Origin of the sequence: Nocardia araoensis NBRC 100135 (genome assembly GCF_000308435.1) — a bacterium.
In the GTDB taxonomy this organism is placed as follows: domain Bacteria; phylum Actinomycetota; class Actinomycetes; order Mycobacteriales; family Mycobacteriaceae; genus Nocardia; species Nocardia araoensis.
This window is the reverse complement of the sequence record NZ_BAFR01000003.1, coordinates 20810-41025: the sequence shown is the minus strand read 5'-3', so window position 1 is coordinate 41025 and position 20216 is coordinate 20810. Positions and strand designations below refer to the sequence as shown.

Annotated in this window: 10 protein-coding genes; 5 read left to right on the top strand and 5 right to left on the bottom strand. The window is 69.2% G+C overall.

All coding sequences use genetic code 11. The features are described from left to right. Nucleotides 1–59: 59 nt before the first annotated feature. Together ON21_RS00685 and ON21_RS00680 are read left to right on the top strand one after the other, a co-directional pair. Nucleotides 60–1955: a glycosyltransferase family protein gene (locus tag ON21_RS00685; RefSeq protein WP_245562387.1), complete on the top strand. Its 1896-nt coding sequence runs from the start codon at nt 60–62 to the stop codon at nt 1953–1955. An 11-nt stretch (nt 1956–1966) separates the two neighbouring features. Next, nucleotides 1967–5314 (top strand): arabinosyltransferase domain-containing protein, encoded by a 3348-nt coding sequence (locus tag ON21_RS00680; protein ID WP_039794312.1) that lies wholly within the window; start codon nt 1967–1969, stop codon nt 5312–5314. Between the two features lie 71 nt (nt 5315–5385). On the opposite strand, the gene ON21_RS00675 is transcribed toward ON21_RS00680, so the two are convergent. After that, nucleotides 5386–6318: an NADP-dependent oxidoreductase gene (locus ON21_RS00675; protein WP_039794311.1), complete on the bottom strand. Its 933-nt coding sequence runs from the start codon at nt 6316–6318 to the stop codon at nt 5386–5388. A gap of 99 nt (nt 6319–6417) precedes the next feature. On the opposite strand from ON21_RS00675, the gene ON21_RS00670 reads away from it, so the two are divergent. Both ON21_RS00670 and ON21_RS39180 read left to right on the top strand, forming a co-directional pair. Next, nucleotides 6418–6819, top strand: coding sequence for a winged helix-turn-helix transcriptional regulator (locus tag ON21_RS00670; RefSeq protein WP_039794310.1), 402 nt, complete (start codon nt 6418–6420; stop codon nt 6817–6819). 85 nt (nt 6820–6904) lie between these two features. Continuing rightward, nucleotides 6905–7063 (top strand): hypothetical protein, encoded by a 159-nt coding sequence (locus tag ON21_RS39180; RefSeq protein ID WP_169332658.1) that lies wholly within the window; start codon nt 6905–6907, stop codon nt 7061–7063. Between the two features lie 94 nt (nt 7064–7157). On the opposite strand, the gene ON21_RS00665 is transcribed toward ON21_RS39180, so the two are convergent. Next, nucleotides 7158–10523 (bottom strand): arabinosyltransferase domain-containing protein, encoded by a 3366-nt coding sequence (locus tag ON21_RS00665; RefSeq protein ID WP_051020118.1) that lies wholly within the window; start codon nt 10521–10523, stop codon nt 7158–7160. A gap of 226 nt (nt 10524–10749) precedes the next feature. On the opposite strand from ON21_RS00665, the gene ON21_RS00660 reads away from it, so the two are divergent. Further along, complete coding sequence (locus ON21_RS00660) at nt 10750–11247, top strand: peptidylprolyl isomerase (protein ID WP_039794308.1); 498 nt, start codon at nt 10750–10752, stop codon at nt 11245–11247. A gap of 67 nt (nt 11248–11314) precedes the next feature. On the opposite strand, the gene ON21_RS00655 is transcribed toward ON21_RS00660, so the two are convergent. The 3 genes from ON21_RS00655 to fadD32 form a co-directional block, all read right to left on the bottom strand. Next, complete coding sequence (locus tag ON21_RS00655) at nt 11315–12859, bottom strand: acyl-CoA carboxylase subunit beta (RefSeq protein ID WP_039794307.1); 1545 nt, start codon at nt 12857–12859, stop codon at nt 11315–11317. Beyond that, nucleotides 12856–18111 (bottom strand): polyketide synthase Pks13, encoded by a 5256-nt coding sequence (gene pks13, locus ON21_RS00650; RefSeq protein WP_083880328.1) that lies wholly within the window; start codon nt 18109–18111, stop codon nt 12856–12858. The genes ON21_RS00655 and pks13 overlap by 4 nt, the downstream gene beginning before the upstream one ends. 110 nt (nt 18112–18221) lie before the next feature. Continuing rightward, on the bottom strand, nt 18222–20135 hold the full coding sequence (gene fadD32, locus ON21_RS00645) for a long-chain-fatty-acid--AMP ligase FadD32 (protein WP_039794305.1): 1914 nt from the start codon (nt 20133–20135) through the stop codon (nt 18222–18224). Nucleotides 20136–20216: the final 81 nt, after the last annotated feature.

The following is a 20216-nucleotide window of genomic DNA, read 5'->3' as shown; positions in this document are numbered from 1 at the left end:
TTGTCGGTCCACGCACGGCGTGGTTGCTACGGAGGGCGCTGGCGAGGAGTGATGCGCAGGTGACACGGGCACAGGACGCCGAGACCGGCCTACCGGCGGAATCGGCGACGGTCGCGATCGCGACGAAAAAGGCGACGGCGACCGGAGTGCTCACCAGTCCCGCGCGTACCCGGCTTCCCGGCCTACCAGTCGCCGACCTGCTCGTCGGCGCCGGTTATCTGGCGCTGGCCGCGACGGTCCTGTCGGGTCAGTGGCGCAACACCGACAGCGGCTACCTGATCAAGAGCGGTCAGGACCAGACGATGTGGGAGTGGTTCTTCGCCGTCACCGCGCACTCGGTGGCCGCTCTGCACAATCCGCTCGGCTCCGATCTGCAGAATTTCCCGGCCGGGGTGAACATGATGGCCAACACGGCCATGTTCGGCGTCGGCGTGCCGCTCACTCCGGTCACCTTGCTGTTCGGACCCACCGTCACGTTCGTGCTCGTGCTCACCTTCGGCCTGGCCGGGACGGCGTTCGCCTGGTATCGCCTGTTCGCCCGCGAGCTGGTCCGGTCCCGGACTGCGGCGGCGCTCGGCGGACTGTTCTGCGGTTTCGCGCCCGGGATGATCTCGCACGCGAATGCGCACCCGAATTTCGTCGTGCTGCTGTTGCTTCCGATCATCGCGGGCAGGCTGATCCGGATGGCGCGCCGCCCGGCCACGGCGGAACCGGAAAGCCCGCGCGGGCGGGTCCGCGATGCCGTCGTCCTCGGATTCCTGGTCGCGATGCAGATCGCGCTCGGCGAGGAACCGCTGTTGATCTTCGCCCTCGCGTTCGGCCTGTTCGCGATCGTCCACCATGCGCATGCTCCGCGCACCGGGCTGCGCGTCACGCGGGCGATCGCCCCCACCCTCGCGCTGGCCGCGGTGATCACGCTGGCGCTGACCGAGATTCCGTTGTGGTGGCAGTTCTTCGGCCCGCAGAGCTACCGCTCGATCGACCACGGCCCGATGGGCAACGATCTCGAAGCGCTGGTGCAGTTCCCGTCCGAATCACTGGGCGGCGTATTCGCTCCCGGCGAGAACGTGGCGATCAACCCGACCGAGCAGAACGCGTACTTCGGCTGGCCGCTGCTGCTTCTGGTGGTGTTCACGGTGGGACTGCTGTGGCGCGACCGCGTGGTGCGGGCCGCGGGCGTGGTGATCGCGGTGTTCGGCCTGCTGTCACTGGGCGCGGTCGCCACGATCGGCAAACGGCCCACCGGCGTCGGACTGCCGTGGCGTTGGGCCGAACATGTTCCGCTGCTGAACACGGTGCTGGAGAGCAGACTGAGTATGGCCGCGATCCCGGCCATCGCGGTGGTGCTCGCGCTGGCCACCGACCGCGCGGTGGGGACCTGGACGCAATCGGCGGTGGACTGGAAGCCGGTGGCATGGTTCGCCGCCGTCACCGCGGCGCTGCTGCCGCTGATCCCGACCATCCTTCCGGTGGTCGAGCGTCCGCCGACACCGGACTTCTTCGCCGACGGCGCCGTCCTCCACTACGTCGGTGACGGCTCCGTGGTCATGGTCCCCCCACCCCGGCCACCCGACGCGCGGGCGCTGCGCTGGCAGGCCGACGCCGGTTTCACCTTCCCGCTGGCGGGTGGCTACTTCGTCGGCCCGACCGGTTCCGGCAAGAAAGGGATCTACGGCCCCGAGGCCCGTCCGACCACCGCTGTGCTGGTGCAGGCGCAGGACACCGGTGTGGTGCCGCCGATCGACGCGGGCGTGCGCACCCGCGCCATGGACGATCTGCGGTTCTGGCAAGCCGACGTCCTGGTGCTGCCCCCGGCGAAGAACGGAGAGGTGCTGCGGGAGACCGTGACCCAGCTGCTCGGATTCACGCCGACGCGGGTGGAGGACGTCTGGCTGTGGGACGTTCATACGCTGCGCACGTCGGGGGCAGTCGGCATCACACCGGGCGGTAGCTAGCATCAACCACCGTGCGACCGGACCGATCTTCTCGAGCGTTCACCCGTATCCGCTTGATCGCCCTCCTCTCCGGGCTTCTCGGATTCCTGCTGGCATTGCTGACCCCGCTGCTGCCGGTTCGGCAGGATCGAGCGAGCCTGGACTGGCCCGAGTCCGGCGCCGGGAGCGTGGCGGCTCCGCTGGTGTCCTACGAGCCGCTGCGGTTCCATGCGGCGCTGCCCTGCTCGCTGATCCGAGAACTCGGATCGGGAGGCACGCTGCTGTCCACCGCCCCGGTGGCCTCCGGGCAGGCGGCGACCAAGGGTTTGGTCGTGTCGGTCGCCGACGGCAGCCTCGCGGTGGTGCTGCGCGACATCCCGTTGTTGTCGGCGCCGCTGGCCGAGGTCGGGTCCTGCACCGCGATCGACATCGAATCGACCGCCGCCGCGACGACCGCTGAACTCACCGGCGTGACTCGGCAGGACGGCACGCCGTTCCGGTCCACGGTCGACCGGGACATCCGGCCGCAGTTGGTGGGCGTGTTCACCGATCTGAAGGCCGATCGGCTCGCCGGAGCGCAGGTGCACGCGGACATCGACTCGCGTTTCTCCTCCACGCCGACGCCGCTGAAGCTGGCCGCCATGATCGCCGCAGCCGTGTTCACGCTGATCGCACTCGTCGCACTGCATCTGCTGGACACCGCCGACGGGCGCCGAGCGCGCCGGTTCCTGCCCGCGCACTGGTGGCGGGTCACCCCCGCGGACGGCGTCGTGCTCGGCACGCTGGCGCTGTGGCACGTCATCGGGGCGAACACCTCCGACGACGGCTACATCCTCAACATGGCGCGCGTCTCCGGCCACGCGGGCTACATGGCGAACTACTACCGGTGGTTCGCCGTCCCCGAGGCCCCGTTCGGCTGGTCCTACGAGGTGCTGGCCTGGATGTCCCGGATCTCCGACGCCAGCCTGTGGATGCGACTGCCCACGCTGCTGGCGGGCGTGATCTGCTGGCTGGTGATCAGCCGCGAGGTGCTGCCCCGCCTCGGCGCGCGGGTGCGCCGCAACAAGGTGGCCCTGTGGACGGCGGGCCTGGTGTTCCTGGCGTTCTGGCTGCCCTACGACAACGGCCTGCGCCCCGAACCGCTCATCGCGGCGGGCGCGCTGCTCACCTGGTGCTCGATCGAGCGCGCCATCGCGACCGGGCGGCTGCTGCCCGCCGCGGCGGCCGTCCTGATCGCCGCGTTCTCGCTCGCGGCGGGTCCGACCGGCCTGATCTGCATCGCGGCGCTGATCGCCGGCTCACGGCCGGTGCTGCTGATCATCATCAAGCGTGCGCGCGGCGTCGTGCCCGCCAGGACCGGGCCCGACGCCGACGCGGCCGCCGCCGGTTCCACCGAAGCCGCGGCCGCGGTGAACGCCCCCGCGAAGGCGCGCAAGCCGTCTCTGGCGGGCACGGTGTTCCGATCCGCCGCGCTGATCGCCCCCGGCCTCGCCGCGGGCACGCTGGTGCTGGTGGTGATCTTCGCCGACCAGACCCTGGCGACGGTGCTGGAAGCCACCCGGGTGCGCACGATCGTCGGACCGAACGTCGCCTGGTTCGACGAGCGCACCCGCTGGGACTCGCTGCTCATGCTGTCGCCGGACGGTTCGCTGGCGCGGCGGTTCGGCGTGCTGGTGATGCTGCTGTGCCTGCTCGTGTGCGTGCTGCAAGTCCTGCGGAAGGGCCGCATCCCGGGCACCTCGCGCGGCCCATCGGTGCGCATTCTCGGCATCGTGTTCGCGTCGCTGTTCCTGATGATGTTCACCCCCACCAAGTGGACGCACCACTTCGGCGTGTACGCCGGACTGGCCGGATCGCTGGCCGCGCTCGCTGCGGTCGCGGTGGGCACCACCGGCATTCGCTCGCCGCGCAACCGGGCGTTGTTCGCCGCGGCGGTGCTGTTCCTGCTCGCCGTGACCTTCACCGGCTCCAACGGGTGGTGGTACGTGTCCAGCTACGGCGTCCCGTGGTGGGACAAGGCGCCGCTGATCGCGGGCAAGGGGCTGTCCACCCTGTTCCTCGGGCTCAGCGGCCTCGCACTGCTGGTCGCCATCTGGCAGCACTACCGCGAGCCGTACCGGCGCGAGAGTGGCGGGGCCCCGAGGCGATTCGACCGGTGGGCCTCGGCGCCGTTGACCGTGGCCGCCGCACTGCTGGTGATCTTCGAGGTCGCCTCGCTCGCCAAGGCCGCGGCCACGCAGTACCCCGCGTACTCGATCACCAAGTCGAACGTGGAATCGGTCGGCGGGGATTCGTGCGCGCTGGCGAACGAGGTGCTCGTCGAGACCGACACCGCCGATTCGCTGCTGCAACCGTTCACCGGATCACCCGCGGACGGATTGGCGGCGCAGAACAAAGGATTCACGCCGAACGGGGTGGCGCGCGACCTCACCGCCGACGCCGAGGAGACGGTCACCGGCGGTGCGAACTCCGTGGACAAGGATTCGGAGAACAAGACCACCAACACCACCGGCGCGGGCACCGGAGGCGGCACCACCGAGCAGGCGGGCATCAACGGCAGCACCGTCGCGCTGCCGTTCGGCCTTGACCCGGCGAAGACCCCGGTGCTGGGCAGCTACCAGGAAGGTGAGCAGCAGCAGGCGAAGCTGACCACCCAGTGGTACCGCCTCGACCTGACCGACAGCATGCGCAACGACCCGGCCTACCAGGTGCTCGCGATCACCGCGGCGGGCCGGATCCGCTCGGTGGACGCCGACGGTGTGCTCACCTACGGACAGGAACTGCACTTGGAGTACGGCGTCCGCGGCGCCGACGGCGAGGTGCGCACGCTCGGCTCGATCGATCCGCTCGACATCGGCCCCGCGCCGTCCTGGCGCAATCTGCGGGTGCCGCTGGATCGGCTGCCCGCGGAAGTGAACGCGGTGCGGCTGGTCGCGGTCGACAACGACATCACGCCGAAGCAGTGGCTGGCCGTCACCCCGCCCAGGCTGCCCAAGCTGGCCACGTTGAATTCCGTGGTCGGGTCGCAGGCTCCGGTGCTGCTGGACTGGCACGTCGGTCTCGCCTTCCCGTGCCAGCGGCCGTTCGACCACAAGGACGGCGTCGGCGAGATCCCGCGGTGGCGCATCCTGCCCGACCGCGTGGGCTCCGACGCCTCCAACGCCTGGCAGGACGACATCGGCGGCGGCCCGCTCGGCTGGACCGGCCTGCTGCTGAAATCCCAAACCGTCCCCGCCTACCTGAACCGCGACTGGTCCCGCGACTGGGGCTCCCTCGAACGCTTCACCCCCTACGACCCCACCGCGACACCAGCCTCCATCACCACCACGACCCGAACCCGCACCGGCCTCTCCACCGACGACCCCATCCGCATCCGCTGAACCCCGCGAGTGGCACATGGTGGAGAGTTCTCTCGCGATTCGCCGCAGCCGTGTGCCACTCGTGGAGGGGGTCAGGGGGTGAGGACGAGGCGGCCGCGGAGGCCGCCGAGTGCCAGGCGGGTCTGGGCTTGCGGGGCGGAGGTGAGGGGGTGGGTTTCGGCGACGCGGAGGGTTAGTTTGCCCTCGTCGACTCGGTTCACGAGGTGGTCGAGTTGGGTTCGGTCGGCGCGGACCAGGACTGTGTGGACGGTGGTGCCGCGCAGGGGGATCGGCGTGTTGGGGACGCTGATCGACACGAATTTTCCGCCGCTGCGTACCGCGGCGAGCGTCGCCGGGCCGAGGGCGGCCGCGTCCAGGGCGGCGTCGACGCCGCCGGGGACGATGGCGCGGACGGCATCCGGCAAAGATGCCTGGCGCGGCACGAAATCGGTGGCGCCCAAGGCGCGCACCGCGTCCTCGTCGGCGGGTGAAGCCGAGGCGATCACGCGGATCCCCTGCGCCGCCGCGAGTTCGACCGCGAATCCGCCGACAGCGCCCGCGGCGCCGGTCACCAACAGCGTGTCGGTGGGCGCGAGATCCAGCGCGTCGAGGGATTGGAGCGCGGTGAGACCGTTGAGCGGGATGGTGGCCGCGTGCACCGGCGACACGGAAACCGGAGCGGGCGCGACATTCCCGGCCTCCAGCACCACGTAGTCGGCCTGCGCGCCGAGCGAGATGTCGAGCCGGTCGCTGATGCCGATCACCGCTTGCCCCACCGTGAACTCCGTGACGCCCTCGCCGACCGCGTCGACCGTGCCCGCGACATCCCAGCCGACGCCCCACTGATCGCGCGGCGCGGCGAACGGCGTGCCGCCCACGCCCGCCCGCACCATCAGATCCACCGGGTTCACCGTCGCCGCCGCGACCGCGATGCGGACCGTGCCCGGCCCCGCCTGCGGCGTCGGCACCTCCACGATCTCCACCACGGCTTCGGGTCCCGGTCGGCGGACTACTACTGCTCGCATGACATTCCTTCCTCTCTGCCGCCGACCAACCTAGAGCGGGTTACTATCCATGAGGTAGTAGTTACCCGAAAGTGCGTTAGAGACAGCGAGGTGCGCTCAATGGCGACGAAGACCGCGGCACAGCGCCGTGAGCTGGCCAAACAGCGGTACGACGCGTACATCGCCGAGTGCCCGACCCGGCAACTCCTGGATCGGATCAGCGACAAATGGGTGAGTCTTGTCTTGACCGCCCTCGCCGACGGGCCGTTGCGCTACGGCGAGCTGAGCCGGATCATCGCCGGCGTGAGCCCCAAGATGCTCACGCAGACGCTGCGCGGACTGGAACGCGACGGCCTGGTGGAGCGACGGATCACCGCGGAAGTCCCGGTCCGGGTCGACTACGAACTCACTCCGCTCGGCCACAGCCTCCAGCCGGTCATGAGCGCGGTCAAAGCGTGGGCGGAGGCTCGCATGGAAGACGTCGTCGCCGCACGGGAGCGCTACGACACCGCCGCGCAATAAACCGGTTGTCCGGTCTGAAAATGTGCTCCCACCTGTGGTTAAACATCGGAAGACGAATCGGGTCGATGGCCTTAATCTGAATGCCATGACAACGGCATTCGATGAAATGGATCTGCGCGATCTTGTCGGACTGCTCAACGAAGAGGAACAACGGGAGCTGCGGCCTGCGGTGCTGCGCGTGCTCGGCCGCCTCCCTTCGCAAGAGGTGCTCCGGCGCGAGCTCGGTCTTCGGCTGAAGGTCTGAGCGCCCGGTAGACACCGGCGACATACGGCAGGGCCGCCGCGCAGGATCAGCCTGCGCGGCGGCCCTGTGTCTGGGCCATGGCCCGAGCGCGATGTCAGAACACCCGCATACTGCCCGGCGACCAAAGGCCCGAGCGCGTCGCGGTGCCGGTGTCCAGCTTCGCCGGGACCGCGTTGCGGTCGTACTGCTCGTAGCGCTCCAAGGAGCCCCAGTCACGCGCCCAGTCGTCCTTGAGGTAGGTGGGCACGGAGATGGACCTGGCCAGCATCTGGGTGAAGCCGAGCACGCCGCCGAACTCCTCGGCCTGCCAGGTGTTCGTCGAGCTGACGGCCAGCGGGCGATCCGGCAGGATGCGGTAGCCGGGCACCTCGGCCACGCCGTTGCGGTGGTCGAACGGACGCTGGCACGGGAACTGCAGGCCCACCGCCCAGTCCAGCAGGATCGGCTGCTCGGAACCCAGCAGGCTGTTGAGCGTCCGCAGCTCGGGCATCCGCGGCGGCGTGAACGCCAGCCACTGGTCACCGATCAGGATCGGGTCGTTGGCGACGATGCGCACCGCGTCGGCGTCGGGCGCGATCTCGTCCAGCGGCACCCGCAGGTTGCGCCAGGACGGGAACGGGCCGATGTCGCGCGGCAGGTAGGTGCCGAGCTTCTGCACGCTGCCGTCGGGCTGCCGCTTGCCGTAGTCGACGGTCAGCGACTGGCCGTACTTCATCGCGCCGGTGTCGTCGAAGGACAGGATGCGACCGGCGGCGGAGATCACCACCAGCGGCTTGTCCGCCGAACGCGCGGGCAGCTGGTACCAGCTGGAAGTGACGTTCGCGGGCTGCTGCATGCCGTTCTGGTAGCTGCCGAGGATCGGCGTGGTCGCGGGGTCCAGGCCGAACGGGAGGGCGACGGTGGAGCCGTTGACGCCGCGCGCGCCCTGACCGCCGCCGGTGCCCGCGCTCTGCCCCTCCGCGAACGCCGCGCCGACCGACTGGGTGGAGGTGTTGCCGGTACCCGGCTTCACCTCGACGGTGTCCGCGGACAGATCGTTGGGCACGCCGTTCGGGTCGAATCCGACCGGGTCGACGCCGGCCAGCGGATCGGCGGGATTCGTCGGCGGATGCGCCGGATCGATGATCGGCTCCAGCTTGCCCGCGTTCGGGTCCGGCTCGACCAGCACGTCGTTGGCCAGGCCGCAGGTGCTGCCGCCGAGCGCGTCGATGTTCGACCGGGCCAGCGAGTACGCCGGATACTGCGAGACCGCGCCCTTGACCAGCGAGACCACCTCGAGCGCGACCATCAGCGCGGCGACCACGGTCAGCGGGATCGCGGCGAACCGGCGGATCCGCCTGCCGCGCGCCGTCTTGGCCGACGGCTGCGGCTTGGTGTAGTCCTCCCGCAGCGCGTACCAGCCGACCAGCGCCAAGGCCACGCCGAACAGCATGAGCATGAGGGTGTTGGACTGGTAGCCGTGCAGCGAGACGCGCTTGTCGAACCACGGCACGCCGAAGCTGGATACGTACCAGTAGCCGTTGATGCCGGAGAACGCGACCGCGAGCACGAACAGCAACCCGGCCAGGAAGATGGCGCGGTTCTTGCGGGCCCGCAGGGCGCTCGCCGAGACCGCTACCGCGGTGACCGCCGCCAGCGAACCCGCGATGCCCGCGTACGCGCCGAAGTGGTGGGTCCACTTGGTCGGGTTGAACATCATGAAGAAGATCGTCCCGAAGACCACGCCCATCAGCCGCCAGGTAGGACCGCTGGAGATACCCGGCACCCGCCTGCGCCGCAGCAGCACCAGCATGGTGGTGAACAGGCACAGCAGCATCACCAGGAAGGCGAAGCGGCGCGACAGCGAGCCGTCGACGGTCTCCACGAACAGGTAGTAGTAGCGCAGGTAGTCCTCGTACCAGGCCAGGTTCGGCCCGGTCACCTGGCGCACCCGGTTGGCCTCCTGGATGCCCGCGAAGGTCTGGTCGGTGTAGACGGCCGTCAGCACGAGCACACCCGCCGCGGCGATCGGCGCGAGCAGCGGCAGCGTCGAGCCCCACCGCCCGGCGCCGAGCGCGGCGAACTGCCGGTGCTTGCGCACCACGATGCGCAGCATCGGGCGGATACCGGCCAGCAGCGCCGCCACGCACATCAGGCCCGTCGGCGCGGCCGCAAGGGTGAAGGCCGCCACCAGGACCGCCACCGCGGCGGGCAGCAGCCGTCCGGTCGCGATGGCCCGCTCGATCGACACCCAGGTCAGCAGCGCGCCGAGCGCGACGATCGGCTCCGAGCGCAGACCGTTGTCGAACGGCAGCCAGAACGCCAGGAACACCAGTCCACCGGTCCACAGCGCCACCTTGCTGGTGCGCACCCCGCGGCCGAGGCGGGGCACCACCTCGCGGCTGATCACAAGCCAGCACAGGATCGCGCAGGCCAGCGCGGGCAACCGGACCCAGGGACTTGCCGTGGAGATCTCCGAGAAGATCTGGATCACGTAGTAGTACCAGCCGAACGGCGCCTCCGGCACGCCGTACCAGCGGAAGTAGTTGGCCATGTAACCCGCGTGCGGCGCCACCCGCACCATGCTGAGGATGTAGCCGTCGTCGGAGGTGTTCGCGCCCGCGAAATGCCACAGCAGCAGCGTGCCCACCACCGCGCCGTCCGCCCAGGTCGGCTTCAGCCAGTTCGCGGGCAGGAACCGGCGGTGCCCGCGCCCGTCACTGCTGTCGAGCCGGGCCAGCGCCGTCAGGGCGATCAGTGTGCACAGCACCGCCGCGATCATCGCGATCAGCTTGATCGCGGTCGGGCTGGAGGAGAATCGGGTGTCCACCGTCATGGTGAACGACAAACCGGTGGGCGCCGCGCCCTTCAGGTCCGAGAACACCCCGACCACCTGGGGCCGCAGATCGCCGCCGAGCTGCCCCTCCACCGGCACGGTGACCGACTCGTTCGCCCCGGGCGCCCCGCCTTCGACCGGCCGCTCCACCTGCCGGGTGAGCCCGCTGAACCCGGCGAAGGTGCGTTCGCTGTCCGAATCGATGGTCAGCGCCGTGCACTCGCCCATGCGGCTACGGTCGGCCGACACCACCACCGCGTTGCGGTCGATCACGTCCACCGACGTCTCCGAGACCCGTACGAACATGGCCTCCAGCGCGGCCCGGTCACCCTGCGGCGGCGCGGTGGCCAGCAGCATGCCACCGCGCTCGGGTAGCTGGGCGATCGTCTCGCACGGGATCGTCGCCTTCAGGTCGATCGGGACCTGCGACATCAGCGGCGCCTGCACGTTGCCGAGCGTCCCGCCCTGCGGCCAGTTCAGCACCGCGGTGGTCTGCGTGACCGGCAGGAACGGGGTCGCCAGGGCGAACAACGCGCCGAGCACTCCGGCCACCAGCGCGATGAGCCGGGCGGTCCGGAAATCGTTCGGGGTCACCACCGGGGCGGCGGGAGGTTTCGTGAGAACAGCGGTTGCGGCGTCGGGCACGGTTGGCAATGCTATCTGGCTCCCCCGCCTCTCCGGGTCTTTAGGCCGTGCTAGTCGAGTGTTGCGAGCTTCGCGTTCAGGTCCTGCGTCGGGCGCCGCTCACATTCTGAGCGTTCCCGGCGAGTTACCCATGTGCATACGAAACCAGTTGTCCATATCCGACCCCGGGCGCCGGAAAAGTACCCGTATGACGCACCGGGCCACAGAGGGATGGAAAGGTGGGTGTATGACCAAGGTGAATATCTCGACGAACTACGGATCGATCGTGCTCGAACTGGACGATCAGAAAGCGCCGAACACGGTGCGCAATTTCGTGGACTACGTGAACGCCGGCCACTACAACGGCACCATCTTCCACCGCGTCATCCCCGGCTTCATGATCCAGGGCGGCGGGTTCGAGCCCGGGCTGCGCCAGAAGGGCACCAAGAGCCCGATCCAGAACGAAGCGAACAACGGCCTGAAGAACAACAAGTACACCGTCGCGATGGCCCGCACCAACGACCCGCATTCGGCCACCGCGCAGTTCTTCATCAACGTCTCGGACAACGATTTCCTCAACCACTCCGCTCCCACTCCCTCGGGCTGGGGCTACGCGGTCTTCGGCGCGGTGACCGAAGGCACCGACGTGGTCGACAAGATCGCGGGTGTCGCCACGTCCTCGGCGGGAATGCACCAGGACGTGCCGGTCGATGACGTCGTCATCGAATCCGTCACGGTCAGCTGATCATTCGAGACGCATGACGCGAATCGGGCCGCGCCCCAAGGGGTGCGGCCCGATCGTTTTCCGGCTGCTACAACGGCAGCAGGTGATGCTTGCGCGGGTTGCGGGCAATAGCTTTGTCCCGCAACAGCTGTAGCGCACGACGGATTTCCAGTCGAGTCGCCGACGGCTCGATGACCGCGTCGATGTATCCGCGTTCGGCGGCCACCCACGGCGTCGCCACGGTGGCGTTGTAGAAGTCGATCATCTGCTTGCGAATCGCCGCACGCTGGTCCTCGGGCGCGGCTTCGATCTGCTTGGCTCCGATCAAGCTGACCGCGCTCTCGGCGCCCATGACCGCGATCCGCGCCGTCGGCCAGGCCAGGTTCACGTCGGCGCCCAGCTGCTTGGAGCCCATCACGGCGTAACCGCCGCCGTAGGACTTGCGGATCACCACGGTGACCTTCGGCACCGAGGCCTCCACGTAGGAGAACAGGAACCGTCCACCACGCTTGATGACGCCGATCTTCTCCTGTTCCACACCGGGCAGGAACCCCGGCGTGTCCACGACGAACACCAACGGGATCTCGAAGGCGTCGCACAGGCGCACGAAATGCGCCGCCTTGTCCGAGGCGCGAGCGTCCAGCGCGCCCGCGTACACCATCGGCTGGTTGGCCACCACGCCGACGCTGCGGCCGTCCACGCGGGCGAAGCCGGTGATGACGTTGCGCCCCGCCGAAGCGCCGACCTCGTGGAAGGCGCCGTCGTCGAAGATGCGCAGCAGGATCTCGTGCATGTCGTAGCCGGCGTTGTCGGAGTCCGGGACGATCGAGTTCAGCTCCAGATCGGCGTCGGTGATCTCCGGCTCCAAGCCGGGATTCACGATCGGCGCCAGCTCCTGGCAACTGGTCGGCAGATAGCTCAGGTAGTCGCGCACCCACTCGAACGCGGACGCCTCGTCCTTGGCCACGTGGTGGATGTTGCCGTACTCGGCCTGGCTGCGCGCGCCGCCGAGTTCCTCGAGGCTCACGTCCTCGCCGGTGACCTCACGGATCACCTTCGGCCCGGTGACGAACATGTACGCCTCTTCGGTCGCCACCACCACGTCGGTATTGATCGGGGCGTAGACGGCGCCACCTGCGCACTTGCCGAGGATCATCGAGATCTGCGGGACCAGGCCCGACAGCGGCTCCTGCCGCCGCCCCAGCTCGGCGTACCAGGCCAGTGAGGTCACCGCCTCCTGCACGCGCGCGCCGCCGGAGTCGTTGATGCCGACCACCGGGCACCCCACCTTGGCGGCGTACTCCAGGATCCCGGCCACCTTACGGCCGAACATCTCGCCGACCGAACCGCCGTAGACGGTCTGGTCGTGCGAGAACACCGCCACGGGCCTGCCTTCGACCAAGCCGTGCCCGGTGACGACGCCGTCGCCGTAGAGCGCGGCGGAATCGCCCGGTTTGCGTACCAGCGCACCGATTTCCACGAAGGTTCCCGGGTCCAGCAGCATGTTGATCCGGTCGCGGGCGCTGGGGATGCCTTTCTTCGCCCGCTTGGCCACGCCCGCTTCACCCGCGGGCTCCTGCGCTAGTTCCAGGCGCTTGCGCAGGTCGGCGAGTTTTTCGGCAGTAGTGCTCACTTGGCCCCTTTCGCCTCGATCGCGGCGAGCTTCGCGGTCAAGTCGGCTCCGATCTTGCCGATCCGCGGTTCGTCGATGATCTGCAGGTGGTCGCCGGCGATGTGGACGACCTCCAAATTCGGGATGTACTCGTTCCAGCCGCCGTTGGGCAACCGGTCGGCGAAGCGCGGCTCCAGTTCGATCATCCCGTCGTGATAGCGATCGGCGAGGTACAGCACCACATCTCCGTCGTAATGAGACGGTTGGGTCTTGGCGAGCTCACGGCTCTCGATCCACGAGGTGCGCTGGTGTTCGAGCACACCGCCTGGGATCTTGGTACCGCTGATCTTGATCAGGTCACTGATCATCTTGAACTGCTCTTCGTCGGAGGCCGCGGCCAGCGTTTCGAGCTGTTCGCGGTCCAGTTCGCCATCGACGCCGTAAGTCTTCTTGGCGAACATCTGATAGCGCTCGATCCGGCGCACCCGCTCCTCGGGACTGTTGTCCTCGCCCTGCGTCGGAATGGCCAGATCGATCAGGCCGACCACGCGCACGTCCGCGCCTTCGGCGCGCAGCAATTGCGCGGTCTGCATGGCCAGCACCGCACCAAGCGACCAGCCGTACAGCACGAACGGACCGTCACCCTGGAGCTTGCGCAGCTCCGGCAGGTACTGGCGGGCTCGTTCCTCGATGGAGCCGTCGACCCGTTCCAAGCCGTACATCGGCGTCTCCGCGGGCAGCCGCTTCAGCAGCGGTTCGTACACCAGCGTGTTCCCGCCGGAGGGATGGAACACGAAGACCGGCACGGCATTCGAGCCTTCCGGCCGCGCCCGCAGCGGACGGACGAAACCGTCCACATCCGCGCCGCTGTCCTGCAGCGTGCGGACGATGTCGGCCAGCTGCTCGATGGTCTCGCAGTCGAGCACGTCGTCCACGGTGACCTCGGCCTTGACCCGCTCGGTCAGGCGCGCGGCCAGCTTCTCCGCGGTGTCCTCGTCGAGGATCGGCAGCGTGTTGAAGATGCCTCCGGCCGATTTGCCGGTGACCACCGCCCAGGTGGCGAAGGTCAGGCGCTCGGCGGCGTCACGGGGCGGGACGTCGTCCTCGTCGGCCGACTGCTGGGCGCCGCCGCCGAACACGGCCGCGGGGGTGGCCGCGGCGGGAGCCGCAGCGGCTTCGGGCGCAGCGGTTTCCGTCGTCACGGCAGCTGTCGGCGTATCAGCCTGCTCGGCCGGAGCGGCCTCGGTCGTCTTGCCCGTCACCGCCGCGATCGGGTCCGCGCCGGTGACCATGGCCGCACGGGCCGTGGCGATGAAATCGGCGTCGACGGCCAGCTCGCCCGTGCCGCCCGCGGCCTTGTCGGCGGCCTGCTGGTCGGCCATCGCCTGCACCTCGTCGCGGTGCTCGATCGCGTACCGCAGCACCTTGCCGACCTCGTGCAGGCTCGCGTCCCGCACGGCCTGCACCTGCAACTGCGGGATGTCGAACTCGTACTCGACCCGGTTCTTGATGCGCATCGCCATCAGCGAGTCCAGGCCGAGTTCCATCAGCGGGATCTCCATCGGGAGATCCTCGACCGCGTAACCCATGGACTCCGCGACGATCAGTGCGAGCCGATCCTCGACGGTCTGCGTGCCGTTCGGGTCCCACCGGTCTCCGAAGGTCTCCACGACCTCGATGTCGGCATCGCCCTGCGGCTGCGCGGCGATCGCCGGGACAGCCTCGGCCGCGACGGGTTCCGGCAGCGCAGCGCCGGAGGTCACCACGGCGTCGAACACCAGGCGGAAGGCGCTGCCCTCCTTGGCGTGCACCTGCACCGAGGCGCCGCCGGGATGCGGGGTGAGCGTGGTGGTGAGCGTGCCCGCGACCGGGATCGGCGCGTGCGGGATCGACGCGCCCAGCGACACGTCGCTGAGCACCTGCGCCGCCGCGGCACGCACGAGTCCGGCGAGATCGGTCACCGAGGCCGCCTGCACCTCCCAGACGTGCCTGCCGTCCGGCAGCGCCACGTGCGCGCCGGGAACCCGGCCGTTGCCGCCCGAGGCCAGCTGGGCCTTCGGCCAGTACTCCTTGCGCACGAACGTGGTGCGCGGAACGTCGGCGTACTCGCCGGGACCGACCAGCGAGAACAGGTCCACCTTGTGCCCGTGCACGTAGAGCTGGGCGAGCGCCGCGATCACACCCGCGGACTCGTCCTCCTTGCGCTTGAGCGTGGGGATGAGCTGCGCGTCGTGCACGCCCGCAGCGAAGGTGGTGCCGAGCACCTGCATCAGCGCGACGGAATTCGGCGCCAGCTCCAAGAACGTGGTGTGTCCCGCGTCCACCGCGAGCTTCACCGCGTTGGTGAAGTACACGCTGTGGCGCATGTTCTTGACCCAGTAGTCCTCGTCGTGGATCGGGTCGTGACCGGAGCGGAAGAACTCTTCCTTGTGCACCGTCGAGTACAGACCGGTCTTCAGCTTCGTCGGCTCGATACCGGCCAGTTCCGCGGCCAGCTCGCCGAGCAGCGGGTCCATCTGCGAAGTGTGGCCCGCGCCGCGGGTCTGCAGCACCCGGGCGAACTTGCCCGCCGCCTCCACCCGCGCGACGATCGCCGCGACCTGGTCCTGCGGACCGCCGATCACCGTGTTCGTCGGCGCCGCGTACACCGCGACCTCGACGTCCGGGTATTCCGGCAGCAGGTTCGCGACGTCCTCGGCGCTGTACTCGATGAGCGCCATATTGCGCACGTCGTCGTCGCTGATCATCTGCTCGCCCTCGCCCATGAGGCGGGAACGGGCGCAGATCACGCGCACCGCGTCCTCGAGGGACAGACCACCGGCGATGTACGCGCCCGCGACCTCACCCATCGAATGGCCCACCACCGCTTCGGGTTCCGCGCCGTGCGCGCGCAGCAGCGCGGCCAGACCGACCTGGATGGTGAAGATGCCGACCTGCGAGGTGCCGACGTTGTAGTCCTGGCTGTCGTCGAGGAACAGCTCGCGCACCGAGTATCCGGCTTCGTCCTGCACCAGCTCGTCGACCTCGTCGACGGCCGCGGCGAAGATCGAATTCTCCAGGTAGAGCTGCTTGCCCATCTTGCGGTGCTGCGCGCCGAAACCGGCGAGCACCCACATCGGGCCCATGGCCGCGGGCGCGTCGGCGGTGAAGACGCCTGCGCCCGGCTTGCCTGCCGCGATGGCGCGCAGTCCGGAGATCGCCTCTTCGTGCGTCTTGGCCAGCACCACGCCGCGCGAACGCCAGTGGCTGCGCTTGGCCAGCGACCGCGCCACGTCGGCGAGCGGAGTCCGCGTGCCCGCCTCGGATTCCAGCCAGTCGGCCAGCTCGGCGGCGGCACGACGGCGGCGCGAAGGCAGGTAGCCCGACACGGCCAGGATCTGCGGCAGCGGCTCGGTGCGCTCCGCGGTCCATTCCGCGGGGGCTTCGGCCGCCACCTCGGCCACGGCGTCGCCTGCCTCGGACTCCGTCTCCGCGTCGGCGCTCTCCGCCATCGCGTCCTCGTCCAGCCTGGCCTCGAGTTCGGAGAACGGAGCCTCGGTCTCGGTCGCGGTCGGCACGTACTCCTGGACGACGACGTGCGCGTTGGTGCCGCCGAATCCGAAGCCGGAGATGCCGATGGTCGCCTTGCCGCTGTAGCGGGGGAACTCGGTCGGCTCGTCGACGACCTTCAGGTTCGCCTGGTCGAACGGTATGTAGGGGCTCGGGCCTGCGTAGTTGATGTTCGGCGGAATGACGTTGTGCTGCAACGACATGATCACCTTGGCCAGGCTCGCCGCACCGGCGCCCGACTCCAGGTGGCCGAAATTGGTCTTGGCCGAACCGAGCAGCACCGGCTTGCCGGCCTCGCGTCCCCGGCCGACCACCCGGCCGAGCGCGTCCGCCTCGATCGGATCGCCGAGCGCCGTGCCGGTGCCGTGCGCCTCGATGTAGTCGACGGTGGACGGCGGCAGGCCCGCGTCGCGGTAGGCGCGACGCAACACGTCGGCCTGAGCGTCCGGATTAGGGGCGACGATGCCGTTGGAACGGCCGTCGGAGTTGACCGCCGAGCCCTTGACCACACCGAGGATGCGATCGCCATCGCGCTCGGCGTCGGCGAGCCGCTTGAGCACCACCAGGCCCGCGCCCTCGGAGCGCACCATGCCGTCGGCATCCGACGAGAACGCCTTGATCCGTCCGTCCTTCGCGACCGCGCCGACGGAATCGAAGCCGAGCGTGGCCATCGGAGCCAGCAGCATGTTCACGCCGCCTGCCAGCGCCAGATCCGCGTCACCGCTGCGCAGCGCGCGCACCGCCTGGTGCACGGCGACCAGCGTGGACGAGCACGCGGTATCGATCGCGACGGAGGGGCCGCGGAAGTCGTAGAAGTAGGAGATGCGGTTCGGGATGATCGACGACGAGCTGCCGGTCAAACCGTACGCGGCGGCCGAAGCGGGCGCGGATGGGTCGTCCGCGCCGAGACCGAGCGCGGCGATCAGCATGAAGTCGCTGGTCGAGGTGCCGATGAAGACGCCGACCGACTCGCCCTTGAGCTGGCTGGCCGGAATCCTGGCGTGCTCCAGCGCCTCCCAGGTCAGCTCCATCATCAGACGCTGCTGCGGATCGACGCGCTCCACCTCGAGGGGCGACATCGCGAAGAACTCCGCGTCGAAACCCTTCACGACGTCCTGGTCGAGATAACCACCGAGGGTGTTGCCCTTGGCGATCGCCTCGGCCGCCATCGGATCGCCCGCGAACTCCTCCCACCTGCCCTCGGGCAGCTCCCGGATCGCGTCACCGCGTCCGATGAGGAATTCCCACGTCGACTCCGGGGTGTCACCCGCGCCGGGCAGTCGCGTCGACAGGCCGACGATCGCGATGTCGTGCGCTTCCCCCGGACGGTAGCCCGCGGAGTAGAACGCGTCGTCCGCGGATTCCTCCGGCACGTCCGGCTCACCGTTGATGATCCGCTCGGCCAGCGCGGCGATGGTCGGATGCTGGTACACGATCGTCGCGTTCAGCATCACGCCGGTCAGTTCCTCGATGTCCCCGCCGAGGGCGATGGCGTCCCGCGAGGCGAGCCCGAACTCCTCCATCGGCCGGTCCACGGTGATCTGCTCGATCGGTTGCCCGGTCGCCTCGGAGACCCAGCGCCGCAGCCACTCACGCAGCTCCGCCACCGACATGTCGGTCTGCGCGCCGCCCTTCGCGGACTCGGCCGGGGCCGCCGCGTCGGCGACGGTCTCCACGGACGGGGTGTCGGTCGTCTGGGTGGGCGTGCCCTCGTTGTCAGCCATCAATTCCTCAAGCTACCTGTCTGCGTACCGGGCGTACCGTGAATTGACGCCCGGCGCGTGGGAAGCTCGGCGCCGAGCGTCGATGGTCGGTCCGAGGCCGCCCCTGGCAATTACTCTTCCGGTGCATCGGGGAAAGCCTGCTGGGTGTAACCACCCCGCAGCGTTCCCTCCAGATAGGCCGCCCGGCAGGCGCGGCGGGCGATCTTGCCGCTGGAGGTGCGCGGAATCGAACCCGCGGGCACCAGCAGCACGTCACGAACGGTCACACCGTGGCGCTGGGAGATCGCCGCGCGCACCGCGTCGGCGATCGGCAGCGGATCGGCCTTGCCCGCGCCCGGACCGCGCTCACCCACGATGACCAGCTGCTCGGACGCGTCGTCGGCGTCGAACTGCAGGCCGGAGTGGCTGCCCTGCTCGAACACCTCGGCCGGGAGCTGGTTGGCGGGCACCGAGAACGCCGCGACGAAACCGGGACGCAGCGCGGTGCTGGCTTCCTGCGCGGAGAACTCGAGGTCCTGCGGGTAGTGGTTGCGGCCGTCCACGATCACCAGGTCCTTGACCCGGCCGGTGATGTAGAGCTCGCCCTCGAAGTACACGCCGTAGTCGCCGGTGCGCATCCAGTTCGCGTCCGGCTCGGTGCCTTCGGCGTGGCTGCCCTCGGCCAGGCGCTCGGTGACCTTGTTATGGAACGTCGCCGCGGTCTCGTCGGGACGACCCCAGTAGCCGATGCCCATGTTGTTGCCGTGCAGCCAGATCTCGCCGACGTGCCCGTCGGGCACCTCGCGACCGCCGCCCGACTCCACCGACTCCGGATCGATGATCGTCGCCCACTGCGAGAGCGCGATATAACCGCAGGACACCTGCGCGATCGCGTCCTCGTGGCTCGGGTCGACCTTCACCATGCGTCCCGCGTTGAGCTCCTTGCGGTCGACGTAGGTGACCTTGGCCTCGTCCTCGGCCTTGGTGGCGGAGACGAACAGCGTCGCCTCGGCCATGCCGTAGCAGGGCTTGATGGCGGTCTTGGGCAGGCCGTAGGGGGCGAACGCCTCGTTGAACTTCTTCATCGACGAGGTGGTCACCGGCTCGCTGCCGTTGATCAGGCCGATGACGTTCGACAGATCCAGCGACTCGCCGTTCTTCGGCAGACCACGCGCCGCGGCGTGCTCGAACGCGAAGTTCGGTGCGGCGGCGAAGGTTCCGGCCCCGTCGGAAACGGCGGCCAGCTCCTTGATCCACCGGTAGGGACGGCGCACGAACGCGCTCGGCGACATGATGGTGATGTACTTGCCGCCCACCGCGGGCAGGATCACCGTCAGCAGACCCATGTCGTGGAACAGCGGCAGCCACGTGACGCCGCGCGAGTTCCAGTCGAGGTTGATCGCGTCGACCATCTGCAGCAGGTTGGTGCCCACCGCGCGGTGCGTGATCTCCACACCCGCGGGCACTCGGGTGGACCCCGAGGTGTACTGGAGGTAGGCGATGTCGTCGATCGCGATGTCCGGGCGCACCCAGCTCTCGCCGACGCTGTCGGGAATCGCGTCCACCGCGATGATGCGCGGGCGCTGAGCGGCGGGCAGCGAGCGGAAGAACTGCCGGACCCCGGCCGCGGAGGAGCTCGCGGTCAGGATGGCCGAGGGCTCACAGTCGCCGAGCACCGCGTGCAGGCGATCGGTGTGGCCGGGCTCGTCCGGGTCGAACAGCGGGACCGAGATGGTGCCCGCGTAGATCGCGGCGAAGAAGGAGATCACGTAATCCAAGCCCTGCGGCGCGAGGATCGCGACCCGGTCGCCCGGGTTGGTCACCTGCTGCAGTCGAGCGGCCACCGCGCGCAGCCGAATACCGAACTCACGCCACGTCAACTCCTGCGCCTCGCCGTCGCGCTCGCGCGAGTAGTCGATGTAGCGATACGCCAGGGTGTTCGCGTCGTTCCGGGTGTGCTTCTCGACGTGATCAACCAGGGTGTGATCCTCGGGAATGCGGATGTTCCCGGTTTCGTCCAGGTAGTCGTCGAAAGTCTCTTCCATTCCTTCTTCTCCTCCGAGGCACACGCAGCAAGACGGCGAGATCGCCGCTTTTACCTGTGAGGCCCCGACTCGCTTTCGCCC

Bases quoted from the DNA above. Each gene is read 5' to 3' on its own strand.
- ON21_RS00675 (WP_039794311.1), bottom strand. From the start codon at position 6,318: ATGCGAGCAGTAGTAGTCCGCCGACCGGGACCCGAAGCCGTGGTGGAG.
- ON21_RS00670 (WP_039794310.1), top strand. From the start codon at position 6,418: ATGGCGACGAAGACCGCGGCACAGCGCCGTGAGCTGGCCAAACAGCGG.
- ON21_RS39180 (WP_169332658.1), top strand. From the start codon at position 6,905: ATGACAACGGCATTCGATGAAATGGATCTGCGCGATCTTGTCGGACTG.
- ON21_RS00660 (WP_039794308.1), top strand. From the start codon at position 10,750: ATGACCAAGGTGAATATCTCGACGAACTACGGATCGATCGTGCTCGAA.
- pks13 (WP_083880328.1), bottom strand. From the start codon at position 18,111: ATGGCTGACAACGAGGGCACGCCCACCCAGACGACCGACACCCCGTCC.
- fadD32 (WP_039794305.1), bottom strand. From the start codon at position 20,135: ATGGAAGAGACTTTCGACGACTACCTGGACGAAACCGGGAACATCCGC.